General features: G+C 71.5%; 12 protein-coding genes. 6 read left to right on the forward strand and 6 right to left on the reverse strand.

Annotation, left to right across the window (positions count from 1 at the left end):
- Positions 1 to 91: 91 nt before the first annotated feature.
- From NUT86_RS03705 to NUT86_RS03720, 4 genes are all read right to left on the reverse strand, one after another.
- Positions 92 to 1,825: a trypsin-like serine peptidase gene (locus tag NUT86_RS03705; protein WP_274733374.1), complete on the reverse strand. Its 1,734-nt coding sequence runs from the start codon at positions 1,823 to 1,825 to the stop codon at positions 92 to 94.
- An 861-nt stretch (positions 1,826 to 2,686) separates the two neighbouring features.
- The gene (locus NUT86_RS03710) at positions 2,687 to 3,448 is read right to left on the reverse strand and encodes a class I SAM-dependent methyltransferase (protein WP_274733376.1); all 762 of its coding nucleotides are present in this window, start codon (positions 3,446 to 3,448) and stop codon (positions 2,687 to 2,689) included.
- A 68-nt stretch (positions 3,449 to 3,516) separates the two neighbouring features.
- On the reverse strand, positions 3,517 to 4,008 hold the full coding sequence (locus tag NUT86_RS03715; RefSeq protein WP_159491277.1) for a hypothetical protein: 492 nt from the start codon (positions 4,006 to 4,008) through the stop codon (positions 3,517 to 3,519).
- Positions 4,009 to 4,116: 108 nt separating this feature from the next.
- Complete coding sequence (locus tag NUT86_RS03720) at positions 4,117 to 4,911, reverse strand: PhzF family phenazine biosynthesis protein (protein WP_148590769.1); 795 nt, start codon at positions 4,909 to 4,911, stop codon at positions 4,117 to 4,119.
- A 278-nt stretch (positions 4,912 to 5,189) separates the two neighbouring features.
- Here NUT86_RS03720 and NUT86_RS03725 point away from each other — a divergent pair, with 278 nt between their 5' ends.
- From NUT86_RS03725 to NUT86_RS03745, 5 genes are all read left to right on the forward strand, one after another.
- Positions 5,190 to 5,942, forward strand: coding sequence for a PE-PGRS family protein (locus NUT86_RS03725; RefSeq protein WP_148590771.1), 753 nt, complete (start codon positions 5,190 to 5,192; stop codon positions 5,940 to 5,942).
- A gap of 199 nt (positions 5,943 to 6,141) precedes the next feature.
- A complete protein-coding gene (locus NUT86_RS03730) occupies positions 6,142 to 6,789 on the forward strand; it encodes a sigma-70 family RNA polymerase sigma factor (protein WP_274733380.1) in 648 nt (215 codons plus the stop codon).
- Between the two features lie 581 nt (positions 6,790 to 7,370).
- Positions 7,371 to 7,985, forward strand: a complete 615-nt coding sequence (locus tag NUT86_RS03735; RefSeq protein WP_274740369.1) for an ABC transporter ATP-binding protein — start codon at positions 7,371 to 7,373, stop codon at positions 7,983 to 7,985.
- Positions 7,982 to 8,845, forward strand: coding sequence for a metal ABC transporter permease (locus tag NUT86_RS03740; RefSeq protein ID WP_274733382.1), 864 nt, complete (start codon positions 7,982 to 7,984; stop codon positions 8,843 to 8,845). Before NUT86_RS03735 ends, NUT86_RS03740 begins: the two co-directional genes overlap by 4 nt.
- On the forward strand, positions 8,803 to 9,612 hold the full coding sequence (locus NUT86_RS03745; protein WP_148590741.1) for a metal ABC transporter solute-binding protein, Zn/Mn family: 810 nt from the start codon (positions 8,803 to 8,805) through the stop codon (positions 9,610 to 9,612). The genes NUT86_RS03740 and NUT86_RS03745 overlap by 43 nt, the downstream gene beginning before the upstream one ends.
- 70 nt (positions 9,613 to 9,682) lie before the next feature.
- Here NUT86_RS03745 and NUT86_RS03750 read toward each other — a convergent pair whose 3' ends face one another.
- Both NUT86_RS03750 and NUT86_RS03755 read right to left on the reverse strand, forming a co-directional pair.
- Entirely contained in the window at positions 9,683 to 11,341 is a 1,659-nt protein-coding gene (locus NUT86_RS03750; RefSeq protein ID WP_274733383.1) for a class I adenylate-forming enzyme family protein, read from the reverse strand.
- Positions 11,338 to 13,134 (reverse strand): CoA transferase, encoded by a 1,797-nt coding sequence (locus tag NUT86_RS03755; RefSeq protein ID WP_274733385.1) that lies wholly within the window; start codon positions 13,132 to 13,134, stop codon positions 11,338 to 11,340. The genes NUT86_RS03750 and NUT86_RS03755 overlap by 4 nt, the downstream gene beginning before the upstream one ends.
- A 146-nt stretch (positions 13,135 to 13,280) precedes the next feature.
- Here NUT86_RS03755 and NUT86_RS03760 point away from each other — a divergent pair, with 146 nt between their 5' ends.
- Positions 13,281 to 14,507, forward strand: a complete 1,227-nt coding sequence (locus NUT86_RS03760; RefSeq protein ID WP_274733387.1) for an acyl-CoA dehydrogenase family protein — start codon at positions 13,281 to 13,283, stop codon at positions 14,505 to 14,507.
- The last annotated feature ends 1 nt before the right edge of the window (position 14,508 follow it).

Raw genomic sequence — 14,508 nt, forward strand, 5'->3', positions numbered from 1 at the left:
CCGAGGGCCGAGGCATAGAGGACGAGGAGGGCCATGCCTTCCGGTTCCCTGATGCGAGACCGGAAGGCACGGCTGGGGCGTGACGTGAGGTTCAGCTGATCCGCGCGGGAACGAGCAGACGTTCGAGGCCCAGGGCCTTGGCCGTGGTGTCGCCGTACATGACGAGCTTGCCGCCGGGCCAGAGCGCGATGAGGTCGTCCTGACGGGTACCGCCGCCGAAGGCGCCGGCGGTGACCAGGTTGCTGTAACGCCATGCGGACTTCGCGGGGCGGAGCCGGTGTTCGGCCTTGAAGCCCTTGGCGGCGATGTTCTCGTAGACGGTCACTTCACCGTCGGACCAGCGGACGAACAGATCCTGGTCGCCGGCGGTCGCGGCGAAGTTCCCGGCGACGCTGTCGCGGGCGTGTGACCAGGTCGTGTTCTTGCGCTTGGCGAGCTGCTTCTCGGCGTGCAGACCCCGCCCGTCCACATTGGTGTAGAGAGTCATCTCGGCGTCGGACCAGCGCACCACGAGGTCGTCGCGGCGCGCGTTGCCGCCGCCGAACCGGCCCGCGGTGATGCTCTCGGCATGCGTCCACGTGCCGTTGGGGCCCTTGAGCTGGATCGCCTGGGTCAGCTTGTTGGTCTCGTTGACGTCCTTGTAGAGGGTCAGTCTGCCGTCGTCCCAGCGGACGAGGAGGTCGTCGGTGCTGTTGCCGGTGAATTCTCCGGCGGTGACGGCCTTGGCCTTCTTCCAGACCGGACCCTTCTTGACGAGCTGGATGTCCTTGCGCAGACCGTATGCGCGGTTGCCGGGGTAGAGAGAGACCTCACCGTCGGACCAGCGCACGATCAGGTCGCCGGTGTTGTTGCGCACCGAGTCGGAGTGGAACCGGCCGGTGAGGACGGTGCTGGCGTGCTGCCAGGTGGTGGCGTCACCGAGGGGGTTGACGGTGTCCGGCGCCGCGTCCGTGACCGCCTGCTGGTAGAGGCGGAAGACGTCGTTGTCGAACTGCGAGCTGTAGGAGATGTCGTCCTGGAGCCCGCCGGTCTTGTAGCCGCCGATGGCGCCGACGAGGTTGCCGCGGCTGCCGTCGAAGCCTTCCAGGAACGGACCGCCGCTGACCCCCGTACGGAAGCCGGCGCAGCTGATTTCCATGAACCGGCCCTGGAAGGCCCTGGTCGCGTTCGTGCACTGCAGCGGGGTCTTCTGGCCCCCGGGATAGCCCATGAGCGTCACCTCACGGCGTGCCAGATCCGCGGCGCGGACCGCCGTGAGCGTGTTGCCGCGGCCGACGGCATCTTCCAGGAGCTGTCCTTGGGCGTTCGGTCCGACGCGCAGGACGGCGAAGTCCACATCGTCGCTGGGTGACGAGGACAGATACCGTTCGTCGATCCACACCTTGCCCAGCTCCATCGGGAAGAGCCCGTAGGGCCGTTCCCCGGGCTGGCCCGCCTGCGAGGCCCCACCCCGGTAGCCGGGCACGAAGGCGACATTGCGATACGACTTGCCGCCCTTCAGGCAGTGAGCCGCGGTGAGCACCAGACTCTTGGTCGGCGAGGTGACGGCGCTGGCGCTGCAGAACTGGTTGGGCGTCGCCGACCCGTCCTCACTGCGGATCAGGAACACACCGACCGTGGCGGCTCCCGACGCGACCTGATGGCTCGGCGCGAACACTCCACTGCGGCCCGCCACGTCGGCGGAACCCGGCGGATCCTGCCCCTTCTCCCCCGTCCGCACCGCGTCCACGGGGACGGCGGCACGAATGCGCTCCGGCGTCCAGTAGCGCTCCAGCTCCTGCGCCTTGCGGATCTCTTCCTGCGTCACGCCCTTGGAGGGCTTCACGGGGCCAGAGGACGGCGTCGCCGGACCGGACGACGGCGCAGTCGCCACGCCGGCGGGCACATCCGGTGCCCGAAAGCCGCGCGGCAGGGACGGTTGTGCGCCCTGATCCGCGGGCGTGGTCCGAGCAGCCGGCGGCGACGCCTGATGCGCGGCGAGCGCCGGAACGGCGAGCACGATCGAGGCGCAGCCGCCGACAGCGGCGGCGCGCACCCAAGGTATTCGTTTCATGAGCCTGTCCGTTGAAGGGTCGGAACGACCGGGTTCAGCTGAGGGAGCCAAGGCGCGCGTGCGTTCTCAGCCCTGGGATTCGGTGGTGGTGTGGTGCTCGCGCGGTTCTTTGGCGCGCCTCCTCCGGATTCAGCGGGGCGAATCCGGATCGCCGCCGGTCGGCGGCGAATTCACCAACTGCGCTGTCCTGAAGGAATGGCCAGATCGCGGTACTTTGCTGAGCGCTTTCCGGCCTACGGTGAGCTGCCCTTCGGCGGCCCGGATGTCCACATCGGCAATAACCCCACCCTTGTTTCCTTCCGCACGCCGTACGGGCGAAGGAAACTGCACGGCAGGGGTGGGCGCGTCAGCGAGATCTCGAGAGAGGAGGGTCGTCAGACTTCGACCGGTGATCCTTCCGGGATGGGCGACGGCGCATCCGCGGTCCCCCCATGGATGTAACGACAGAATAAGAAGCGGGAAGGAAGGTATCACGAAACCACAGGCAAAAGCGGACAGCGGGCGCTTTGCCGAATATCAAAACCTTGTGATGTCGACCACTTGACGCCTCGTCAAGTGACTGTGTTGTTCTTGCATGCGCCTGAAGCCGCTCCCGCCTTTTCTCGCCACCGAAGGCTACACAGCCCCATGGCCCTATCGGCGGCGGGCAATCGTGATGATCTCCCGGCTCGTACCGGTGACGGGCCCACCGTCCCAGGTCCCGTACCGAGCCTCGACGGCAAAGCCCGCGTCGATGAGGAACTCGTCGAGCTTCGCGACGTCAAGGAAGCGCAGGCTCGTCCGGTCGACACGGAGCACGGTGCCGTCGGCCGCGGCCGTCGTCCCGGTGAAGGTGACCAGGTCACCGATGACGGACTCGGTCTCGTGCCATACGCGCAGGGCCCGGCCGGCCGAGTCGACGATGTCGGATGCCTCGGAGGGATTCCAGTCCTCCCAGGCACGCGCCTGCGGGTGCCGCGTCTCGAACGCGAAGCGGCCGCCGTTGCACAGCGCCGTGTGGACCGCCGCGAGGGAGGCACGCAACTCCGCGTCCGTGACAAGGCATTGGAAGGCGTGGCTGGTCATCGTCGCCAGGTCGAACGCGGCGTCCCACCGCGAGGCTGCCGCTGCTGTGCCCTCGACCCACTCGATAGCGGTGCGATGCCGGGCCCGGGACCGAGCCCGGGCAAGTGCGGCACGGTCCGGATCAAGTCCGACGAGACGGCCCGGGTGGCCACGTTCGCGAGCGAGGTGCAGCATGGCGCCGGTGCCGCAGCCGACGTCCAGGACCGAGGCCGCGGCCATGACCAGCTCGTCGTAGAAGGCATCGCTGGGGCACTGTTCGGGGTCCCACGGATTCAACAGGTCGTACAGCGCGGCGGCATCAGCGTTCGAGAAGACGACGGCAGCGTCCACACCTGTCTCCTCTCTCCAGACCATCGGTCCAGCTTCGTCCGGTCCATCGGTTAAGCGGGGGCGGTCGGTCAAGGCGCCGGAGCGGTCGGTCGAGGCGCCGGCAATCCCTTCAGGGAGCGCCAGTAGTCCGGTTCCCTGGGGTTCTCGATCCAGCCGGTCAACTCCCATGCCGCGAAGGAGAACGCCATCCCCAGCTCTGTTCCTTCGTAGAGGGAGGTCAGTTCTGTGAGGTACACGGGGACCTGGCCGACGAGGTGCGTCTCATGGTTCTCCTCGCACCCGCACGCCACACTCACACCCGCGAACACCCAAGCGCTGGTGCCTTCCGAACAGTCCACCTGCAGCATGTATTCGAGCCGGTCGCCGGCCTCGTCGCCCACCGTGATCTCCGTGAACAGCACCCCGGGCTCCCATTCCCACCGCGCCGGGCCCTTTGGGGCGAGTGCCGCATCCACCCGCGCGGCTTCGTGCCGTAGGAGCTCCAGGTCCCCCTCCCCGGCGTCGGGGAAGAGTTCTTCGAGAGGGGCCTCCGCAAAGGGCCCGTGCTGCGGCGTGGTCATGGGGTCGATCATCGTCAGGAGGTGGTTCCCCCACAACCGGATACCGGGTGGTGCAGACGCTGCCTGCGTCTGCGGGCGGCCGCGGTCGTCTCGGCCGGCCGCCCCGCCTCAAGCCCGCAGTTCGCCGTCGAAGACGGTTACTGCCTGGCCGAGCAGGGTGACGCGGTCGCCGCGTAGTTCGACGCCCACCCGGCCGCCCCGTGGGGAGAGTTGTACGCCGGTGAGTGTGGTGCGGTCCAGCCGTCCGGACCAGAGGGGGGCGAGGACGCAGTGGGCGGCGCCGGTGACGGGGTCCTCGGGGATGCCGGCGGCGGGGGCGAAGACGCGGGAGACGAAGTCGTGGTCGGCTCCGTCCGGGGCGCTCGCGGTCACGATGACCGCCCGGCCGCTGAAGTCGGCCAGCGCGGCGATGTCCGGGGTCAGGTCACGCACCGTGGCCGCATCGGGCAGTTCCACGAGCAGATCGTGCCTGGCCCGGCCCGTCCACTTCGGCTCGGCGCCGAGGGCCTCGGCGAGGTGCGGCGGCGCGGGGGTGGCGGTCGGCGCATCCGCCGGGAAGTCCAGGGAAATCACGCCCTGGTCGTCGCGACGGGCGGTCAGTGCACCGCTGAGCGTGTCGAAGTGCAGGGCCGCGTCAGGAGCGGCGCCCTGGGTGGTGTGGAGCACGTGGGTGGTGGCCAATGTGGCGTGACCGCACAGATCGACCTCCACGGTCGGCGTGAACCACCGCAATCCGTAGGTGTTTTCCGCTGTCCGGTGCACAAAGGCGGTTTCCGGCAGGTTGAGTTCGGCGGCCACTCGCTGCATCCAGGCGGCGTCGGCCGGCTCGTCCAGCAGACACACACCGGCGGGATTGCCGGCGAAGGGGCGGTCGGTGAACGCATCGACGATGAAGGCACGCATGTGTCCGACGCTACTGGTTGTGGTTCGTTCGCGGGGTGTGGGTTTGGAGAGGGGGTCTGGGAAGGGGGTGCGATGAGGGCGATACGTCGCCTTTGTCGGCCGTACCCCGGATGCGGGGCTTCCTCGGTGCCGGGTGTCCCGTACGTCTTTGGGTGACTCGTCGGCCATCGATGTGCCGTAGTCCGCCATCCGTTCCGCCAGTCATTTTCACTCCGGAAGTGAGCATCTTTTGGCCTCTTCTGTCTGACGGAGCACGGGAGGGGCAAGCTGTTCTCGCCATGGAAGCCGGATACGTACTCAGGGGATTGCGGGCCATCGCGTTCGCGGTGGTCTGCGTACTGCTCACGGCTGTCGGGCATGTGCTGACCTCCGGTGCGGTGCTGCCGTGGAAGGTGCTGCTCACGGCTGCGGCAGGGGCCGCGGGAGGTGCATGGTGCTTCGCCGGCCGTGAACGAGGTCCGTTGACGGTGGCGGCCCTGACCGTGGGCACCCAAGCGACGCTGCACTCCGCCTTCGCCCTCGGGCAGGCGATCGACCACGCCGGGCACAGCAAGCTGTCCTGGGCCAAGCTGTGGTGGGAATCGCTGCGGTGTGGTGGCGGTGTGCCGTTCCATGACATGCGCGTCCCAAGTGGCCCGCACGAGGGCCTGGTTGACGGATTGCCGGTGCAGGCGATGCTCGGTGACGGGCACTTCGGCGGTCTGTCGATGCCGGGCCAGATGCCCGGCATGGGGCACCTACCGCATCCGGGGACGCCGGGTGGCATCGGCGCGATGCTCGCGGCGCATCTGCTGATCGCGACGCTGAGCGTGTGGTGGATGTGGGGCGGCGAACGCGCGGTCTTCCGGCTGGTGCGGGCGGTGTCCCTCGCTCTCGTACCGCGTATCCGGCTCGTTCTGCACCCCGTGCTTCCGACCCTCCCTCCGGACACCCGGGAACCGGAGCGGACACCGCATCGCGCCTTGCGGAGACTGCTCCTGGTCCATGTCGTCTCGCGACGGGGCCCACCGCTGGAGCCCGCTGTCCACTGACAGCAGTGCGCCCTGCGGGCCACGGACGGAACTTGCGCGGACGCCGCGCCGGCCGCGCCCGCCCCGACATCTCCGGTCCCGATGCCGTTCACAGTGACCGGATCCAGCGAAGGACTTCCGATGATGATGACGCCTGCCCAGATGCCGGTATCACAGATACCCCTGCCCACGGAACTGCGCACGGGAGAGGAGGCCTCGCATGCGTGCCGCTGAGGATGCCCTGGTGACCAGGTGGGCGCTGGAGGGCCGTAGCGGCGACGAGGCCGCCGTCGAGAGGTTCGTACGGGCCACCCGACGCGATGTGCTGCGCTATGTCACGCACTTGAGCGGTGACTTCCAGGCGGCGGACGACCTGGTCCAGGACACCTATCTGCGGGCCCTCCGGGGCCTCCCCTCCTTCGAGGGCCGGTCCTCGGCCCGTACCTGGCTGCTGACGATCGCGCGGCGCACGGTCGCCGACCGGATCCGGGCCAACCGGGCCAGGCCCCGGATCGCCGCGCTCGACGACTGGCAGACCATGGCGGAACAGGCGCAGCCGGAGGTCCTGCCGGGATTCGACGAGGGCATCGTGCTGGCCGATCTGCTCTGCGCGCTTGCGCCCGCGCGGCGGGAAGCGTTTGTGCTCACCCAGCTGCTCGGACTGCCCTATGCGCAGGCCGCCTCGGTGGCGAGGTGTCCGGTGGGCACCGTCCGGTCCCGGGTGGCGCGGGCCCGGGAGACGCTGATCGCGCTGGTGAACTCCGCTGAAGGCACCACCGTGCGGCGGCCGGACGGTGCGGAGCGGGAAGCGGCGGAGGCGGGGTTCGGCGCGTCGTTGCAGGTGTCCGCTTCGACGGCGTCGGCATGAGACGGGATCGGCCTGAGGTGGGATTGGCCTGAGACGGGGTCGACCCGAGGCGGGATTGGCCTAAGGCGGGATCGGCCTGAGTTGGGATCGGCCTGAGGCAGGGTCAGCCTCGGCCGGTGTCGGGAGCCGGATGAGGCGGCGGCGGTGGTGGTCGGCCGGGCAGAAGGCCGGGGCGCAGGGACGCTTGGAACAGCGGTCCCGCGCCCCGGTCCCGCGCCCCCGTCCCGCAAGCCCGGCCCCCGCCCGTCCCGGTCCCCGTCCCCACCCCGCACGCCCGGCCCCGCGACCACTCCGCGGCCGTCAGCGGTCGGAGGTCAGAGATCGGAGGTCGGCCCTCAGCGGTCAGAGATCGGCGGTCAGCGGTCAGCAGGCAGCGGAAGGCATCGGGCCTCGCGCGCACCAACGACGCCCGCCGGCACGCCCCCGTGACGCGTCACCCGCCCCGGTCCCCCAGAGAAAGTGGAGTTCCCGGGAACTCCACGGCCCGGCGGGCCGACTAGTGGGCTGTGGAGCGCAGCAATGAGCGGCCGGAGCCCCCAGCGGCACGGCAGACGAGCAGGTCGTCCGGTCTCGACGTACGGATGCACGGCGTGGTGTGCCGGCATGGCCGGCTGGAGGCCGTGAGCGGTGTCGATCTGGATGTGGCCGCCGGTGAACGGATCGCGCTGACCGGTACGAACGGTTCGGGCAAGACGACGCTGCTGCGGGCGGTGCTGGGGCTGCACCGGCAGGTCGACGGCCAGATTCTCGTCGGGCGGCGGAGCTGCCGCAGCGCGGCGGAATGGGCCTGGCGCCGGCGGGCCTGCGCATGGATACCGCAGCGCCCGGCTGCCGGACGCTTCCCGCTGCTGGCGAAGGAACTGCTGGCGAGCAGCGGTGCCCCGGCCGAGGCGGCGGACGCCGCCGAGCGTCTGGGGGTGGGTGCGCTCGCGGACCGTCCGCTGAGCAGTCTGTCCGGTGGGCAGTTGCAGCGGATGCATCTGGCGCGGGCGGTGGGGTGTGTGGCCGCCGGGGCGGGGGTGCTGCTCGCCGACGAGCCGACGGCGGCACTGGACTTCGCCGGGCAGGAGGAGGCCGCCGAGGCGCTCACCACGCTGCCGGTGACGGTACTCGTGGTCACCCACGACCGGGCGATGGCCGCGCGCTGCGACCGGACGCTGGAGATGGCCGCCGGACGTCTGCGGGAGGTCCGGTGAGCGCGTTCGGACAGGTCGGTGACCTGCTGCAGCTCGTACCGGTCCAGCGCGCCGGGGCCGGTCTGCTGCTCGCAGCCATGGGGCTGCCGGTGGTGGGCGTGGTGATCGTCGGGCTGGACATCATGCCGGTGCGCTTCGCGATGATGCATGTGGCGCTGCTGGGTATCGCGGTGGGGCAACTGCTGGGGCTGGACCCGGTGTTGTGTGCGCTCGTCGCGTGTGCGCTGGCCGGTGCCGGGGTGGCGCCGCTGGCGCGTACGGCGGACGGGCTGTCGGGGGCGATGGGGCTGCTGATGAGTCTGGCCATCGCCGCCGCGCTGCTGATGCTGGCGTTGTCGGGGGTGAATGCGAACGGGGCCTTCGCGCTGCTGTGGGGGTCGATCCTGGCGGTGCGCCCCGTCGACCTCGCGGTGTTGGGTGCCCTGGCGGTGGCTCTTCCCGCGCTGTTCTTCTGGCGGCGCCGGGAGCTGTCGTTGCTACTGCACGACCGGGAACTGGCGCTGTGTTCCGGGGTGGCGGTCCAGCGGCTCACCGTGCTGCTCCTGGTGCTGGTGGCGGTCGCGGTGGCCGGTGCCATCCGGCTGACCGGGGCCCTGCTGGTGGACGCGCTCACCCTGCTGCCCGCCCTCGCCGCCCGCCGGCTCGGCCGCTCCCTGGTGTCGATCACGCTGTGGGCGATCGGCATCGGGCTGGTGGTCAACGTCGTCGGTTTTCTCACCTCCTTGGCCTGGGACCTGCCGCCCGGGCCGGTCCTCGTCCTCACTGCGGGTGCGGTCGCCCTCGCAGCTCATCTCATCCCTGAACGGAGAACTCCCTCATGGCGCGAACCCGCGTCCTCGTCCGTCCCCTCACCGCACTGAGCGCGGGCCTGCTGCTGATCTCCGGATGCGGCTCCGGCGCGGCCTCGGAAAACACCGCTTCCGGTACGTCGGACAAGGCTGCCTCCGGACCCGTGGTGGTCGCCACCACCGCGTGGGAGGCGGCGCTGGCCAAGGCAGCCGGGGCGAAGAACGTCACGTCCATCGTCCCCGCAGGCATCCGGCATGCGCCCGATTACGACGTCAAGCCGTCGGATCTGACCAAGGTGGCGAAGGCCGATTATGTCCTCTACTCCTCCTTCGAGCCCTTCGCCGGCCGGATCAAGGAGGCGGCGGGCTCCGACGCCAAGATGATCGAGCTCAACCTGGACAACACCCCGTCGAAGACGACGGCGAATGTGACGCGTCTGGGCAAGGCGTTCGGTACGCAGAAGGCGGCCGGGCGGTGGAACACCACGTTCGGCAAGGAGTGGGAGTCGCTGCACAAGAAGGTGCGGGCCGCCTGGCCGGGCGGCAAGGCCCCGGCGGTGACGGCGCAGATGTTCACCACATGGGCGGCCAAGCTCGCCGGGGCGCAGATGGTGGGCACCTACGGCCCGGAGGCGGTGACTCCGGCTCAGCTGTCCAAGCTGTCCGCGAAGAAGCCGAAGTTCGTGCTCGACAACGAGAACATGTCGACCGGAACGGTACTGCCCGGTTCGGGCGCCAAGCAGCTGAGCATCGCCAACTACCCGGGCCAGGACCTCGATCTGCTGGCGGTGTACCGCAAGGCCGCGCAGCAGATGGAGAAGGCGTTCGCCGGGTCCTGAGCGGACGGACCGCCGTGCGGTGGTGGGCCGTTGACGCATGTTGGCGCATGGGCCCACCACCGCCGGCCGGTCACCCCGTCCGTGCGGGCTCGTCCGGGAGCCCGGCGGCGAGCCGGTCGCGCAGGGCGGCGCGGTCGGGCTTGCCCGCGGGGGTGAGGGGCAGCGCGCCGGTCACCGGCAGCAGATGCTCGGGGTGTTTGCGGCGCTCCAGACCCCGCGCGTCGAGGTGGGCGCACAGGCTCTGCAGGGTGATCTCCCGGCCGGCTCTCGGCACCACGCAGGCCGCGAGCCGCTCCCCCATCAGCGGGTCGGGCACGCCCACGCAGATCACGTCCCGTACGTCCGGGTGGGAGGAGAGCTCGCCCTCCACCTCTGCGGGGCTGATGTTCGCGCCGCCGCGGATCACGATGTCCTTGAGACGGCCGACGACCCGCAGGGTGCCGTCGGCGGCGAGTGTCCCCAGGTCGCCGGTGCGTACCCAGCCGTCCGCCGTGCGGTAGCGCATGTTCAGCTCGGGGGCACCGACATAGCATAGGGGCGTCATCGGGCCTCGCGCGAGGATCTCCCCGGTCCCGTCCGAGGCCGCACCGGGCGGTGGCGCGATACGGATCTCGCAGACGGCGGGGTCGGGCCGGCCCACCACGATCCCCGGTCCGTCGTCCGGGAGCGGGGTCCGCTGGGCCGTGCCGGTATGACAGTTGACCCCGTCGGCGGATCCGTAGAGGTTGACCACCGGGCAGCCGAAGACCCTGGCCGCCTCGTCGTGGGTGGCCGCGTCGAGCGCGGAGCCGCCCAGGACCAGCGCCTTCGGCCCGTCCGCCGTACGGCCTTCCGTGGCGCAGCGTTCCACCATCATGCGGACCATCGTGGGCACGCCCAGCACATGGGTGGGCCGATGGGTGCGCAGCGCCGCCAGCGCGTCCTCGGGCGTGAAACGGTCGAGCAGCACCAGGGTTCCGCCGTGGCGGGCGAGGGTCACCGCGGTCCCGTTGCTGCCGAACGCCGAGGCGAGCGGGACGAGGAACAGACACCGCGGGGGTGTGCCGTCGACCAGCAGCGAGGCGAGGAAATTGCCACGGCCGCCGGCGAGCGCGTTGTGCGAGTACGCCACCATCTTCGGCTCCGCCTCGGAGCCGGAGGAGACCAGGATCCGGGCCGCGGAGTCGGGATCGGGCCGTTCGGGGGTGAATCCGGTCCGTTCGTCGCTGGTGAGGCCGGCCAGTGACCGGCATCCGGCGGGGACCGGGCCCGGTCCGGCGGCGATCACGGTGTGCAGGGCGGGCAAGTCGCGTGCCCGCTCGGCCAGTTCCCTGGCGTGCTCGGTCCCCCGGTACGTGGTGGCCGCGATCACCGCCCGCGCCCCGGAGCGGCCGAGCAGCGATACGGCTTCGCGTCCGCCGCGCCCGACGGGGAAGGGCAGGGCTATCGCCCCCAGGGCGGCCAGCGCGAGATCGGCGGCCACCGCCGCTCTGCTGTTGGGCAGTTGGACGCCCACCACGTCGCCGGGGCGGATACCGGCCTCGGCGAGGCCGGCGGCCAGACATCGTGCCTCGGTGTCCAGCTCGGCATAACTGGCCTCACCCTGCGCGTCGATCACAGCGGTGTGGAGCGGGTCCCGCATCCGGTGTGCCCGGAACAGCGCGTACAGGTCGAGATCGGGGCAGTGTCCCTGCGCCGCCCATGTGCGGCGGAGAGCGCCGGGAACCAGGTCGTGCATCCGATGGGTCATTGGAATCTCCAGGGCGTGGGGACGGCGAGGGAGCCATGGGGGTCGCGGGTGAAGGCACCACGCAGGCGCGGGTCCTGCGGGAGCGCACCGAGGTCGGTGGTCACGGCGGTCGCGGCCAGTCCGTCGGCGCGCAGCCCTTCGAGCGCCTGCTCCGAGGTCAGCTCCGCCAGCCGGGCCGCGCGGGCACCGGCGGCGGGTGCCGAGTCATCGGCGGGGGCGATCCAGCCGTCGGCGGTCGGCAGCGGACGGCGGAAGCCCGCGGGACGGCGGAGTTCCCCGCCGGCCGCCGCCCGGTGCAGCGCCGGTGCGGTGAGCGCTTCCGCGGCGCCCAGCAGCGAGGACTCCACCTGTACACCGCGGCCGCTGCGTTCGCGCAGCAGCAGACCGGCGACCACGGCTTCCGCGCCCAGCAGTCCGCCGAGGACGTCGATCAGGGTCATCAGGGACGGCGCGGGCGGTTCGTCGGCGGGGCGCGCCACCGTGCCGATGCCCGTACGGGCCTGGACCATGAAGTCGGTGCCCATCGGAGCATCGGGCAGCCGTCCCGCCCAGCCGCTGGTGTAGGCGTACACCAGCCCCGGATTGACGGCCGACAGCCGGTCGGCGTCCAGGCCGAGCTGTTCGGCCTTGCCCGGTGCCCAGTTGTGCAGGAAGACATCGGCACCGGAGGCCAGCTCCCGCAACTCGGCCTGCCCGACGGCGGACTTGATGTCGATCTGTACGGCGCCCTTGCCCCGGTTGAGCGCGAGCCATCGGGCGGAGATGTCCTCGCAGCAGGGCGGCATACCGCGCAGCGGGTCACCGCCGGGGGGTTCGATCCGGAGGACCTCCGCACCGAGCTGACGGAGCAGATGGGCGGCGAGCGGGGCCTGGATGCGGCGGCCCGCTTCCAGGACCGTCAGCCCCGACAGGGGAAGTGCGGCACCGGGGGCGGTGCCGGTGGCCGGAGAGGTCCAGTCAGCGGTCCGGGGAGTCAGGGTCCACGGTGCCGGGTGAGCCATCGCTCCGGGCGGTGCGGCCGGGGCGTGCAGGGGGCACACCTCCGCCCCCGAAGCGGCTGCGGCCTGCTGCACCCGCGCCCAGGGCACGGACCGTGCCGCCCGGTGCAGGGCCTCGGGTATCGGGGCGCAGGCGGTGGCGTACCGGAACTGGAAGGGCTGCCAGCCGGTGCGGATCGCCTCCTCGGGCGCACCGAGGTCCCGCCAGAACCGGGCCCAGGGGACGGGGTCCAGCGCCTCCAGCTCGAACCGGGTGCCGCACCGCGCGGTGAACGGCGGCCCTCCTGGCGACAGCGACACGGCTTCGGCCTCCGGGGCGTTCGCCGCCGCGAGGTACTGGCCGAGGGTGAGCAGCGCGGCCCGGTCGGCTCCGGTGGTGACCTGCGCGGGGCCCGCGCCGCCACGCGCCCGGCCGAGCAGGGCGGCGAGCAGGCCCTGCACGGTGAGCACGGAGGCACAGGTGGCGGCGTAGTCGACGGCGAGACCACGCGGGGGGCCGTCGCGTCTGCCGTGCACCTGCATCATGCCGGTGGCCGCCTGGACGGTGGACTCGTCGACGGCGTCCGCGGCCGGCAGGACATCGGCCCAGGCGGTGTACGCGGTGGCCGCGCCCGCTGCGCCCGCGGCCTCGAAAGCCGCGGGCCCGGTGTGCGGTCCGGGCGTCCGCGGTGTCAGTGTCGCGCCGAGCGCCCGCAGATGGGCGGCCGCCGGCGTGGTGAGCGCCGGCGGGCCCGCGACCCGGACGGTCACCTCTTCCAACGGTTGGGACGCGCGGATGACGGCAGGGTGTCCCACGGCACTCCTCTCCGGCGGCGGACCGCCGCCTGGTTCACACAGACACGGGAACCAGACGGCGTCCGGCGCCGACCAACTCCACGGCCAGTAAGTCGGACTGTCGGTTCACCGAGTTCCCGGTGAAATGGAGGAAGGCCGTGCACGCCATGAACGCTGGGCAGCAACTGTCGGCGACGGACCCGCCGCTCGGGTCCGCCGGACTCGGGCAGCCCGGCTGCCCGCCCGAGATCGACGCCCTGCGCGGGCGGGTCATGGCGTTCGTGCGGGAGCGGGTGATGCCCTGCGAGCCGGTGCTGGACGCGGGGGGCGCCGCGGCACGCACCGAGCTGCGCGGACTCCAGGCCGAGGCGAAGCGGGAGGGGCTCTGGGCCCTGCCGCTGCCGGAGGAATGGGGCGGCCAGGGGCTCGCCCTTCCGCTCTACTCCCATATCGCAGAGGCCGAGGGGGCCAGCGACCACGGCCCGGCCGCACTCGGTTCGGCGCCCCTCCTCGATGTGCTGATGCTCGACCGGCATGCCGACGACACCGTGAAGGAACGCTTTCTGCGGCGCATCGCCGACGGCGAGGTGCGGACCTGCTATGCGATGACCGAGCCCGAAACACCCGGTACCGACCCGGGGTTGACCGCGACCAAGGCCGTCTCGGACGCCGCGGGCGGATGGGTCCTGCACGGCCGCAAGTGGTTCATCTCGGGCGCGGGCGACGCCGATCTGCTCACCGTGCTGGCGCGGGCGGACGACGAAGGGCCCGGTACGGACAGCCTGTCGTTGTTCCTGGTGCCCTCGTCCGCCGCGGGGTTCACGGTGGTGCGTGAGCTGCCGGTACTGGGCGCCGGCGGGCAGTGGGAGATCGAACTCGACGGTGTCGCCGTGCCGCCCGAGCATGCGGTGGGCGCCCCCGGCCAGGCGCTGCGGATCGCCGGGGAGCGGCTGGTGCTCGGCCGGGTGCTGCGGTGTCTGCGCTGGCTCGGACAGGCCGAGCGGGCCTTCGATCTGATGTGTCTGCGGGCCCGGTCGAGGAGTCAGTCGGCCGGGCCGTTGGCGGACCGTCAGCTCGTCCAGCAGATGGTCTTCGACTCGCTGCTGGCCATCCGTTCCACCCGGCCCCTGGTCCATGAGGCGGTGGCCCGGCTGGCCGCGGGCGGCGACGCCCGGCTGGAGACCGGCCTGGCCAAGGTGGCGGCCGCCCGCATGCTGCAGCAGGTGGCCGACGCCGCGATCCAGGTGCACGGCGCGGCCGGCCTCGGTCCGGACACCGCGCTGCCGGGGCTGTTCCGCACCGGCCGCACGGCCAGGCTGCTGGACGGCCCCGACGAGCTGCACATCACGGCCGTCGCCCGCCGGGTGCTGCGCGGCTATCCGTTCACGTCGTGAA

The organism is Streptomyces sp. G7(2002) (genome assembly GCF_028870195.1).
Classification (GTDB): Bacteria; Actinomycetota; Actinomycetes; order Streptomycetales; family Streptomycetaceae; genus Streptomyces; species Streptomyces nigrescens.

Excerpts from the sequence above, each read along its gene's own strand:
- NUT86_RS03715 (WP_159491277.1), bottom strand. The coding sequence starts at position 4,008 with ATGACCACGCCGCAGCACGGGCCCTTTGCGGAGGCCCCTCTCGAAGAA.
- NUT86_RS03720 (WP_148590769.1), bottom strand. The coding sequence starts at position 4,911 with ATGCGTGCCTTCATCGTCGATGCGTTCACCGACCGCCCCTTCGCCGGC.
- NUT86_RS03725 (WP_148590771.1), top strand. The coding sequence starts at position 5,190 with ATGGAAGCCGGATACGTACTCAGGGGATTGCGGGCCATCGCGTTCGCG.
- NUT86_RS03730 (WP_274733380.1), top strand. The coding sequence starts at position 6,142 with ATGCGTGCCGCTGAGGATGCCCTGGTGACCAGGTGGGCGCTGGAGGGC.
- NUT86_RS03735 (WP_274740369.1), top strand. The coding sequence starts at position 7,371 with ATGCACGGCGTGGTGTGCCGGCATGGCCGGCTGGAGGCCGTGAGCGGT.
- NUT86_RS03745 (WP_148590741.1), top strand. The coding sequence starts at position 8,803 with ATGGCGCGAACCCGCGTCCTCGTCCGTCCCCTCACCGCACTGAGCGCG.
- NUT86_RS03750 (WP_274733383.1), bottom strand. The coding sequence starts at position 11,341 with ATGACCCATCGGATGCACGACCTGGTTCCCGGCGCTCTCCGCCGCACA.
- NUT86_RS03760 (WP_274733387.1), top strand. The coding sequence starts at position 13,281 with ATGAACGCTGGGCAGCAACTGTCGGCGACGGACCCGCCGCTCGGGTCC.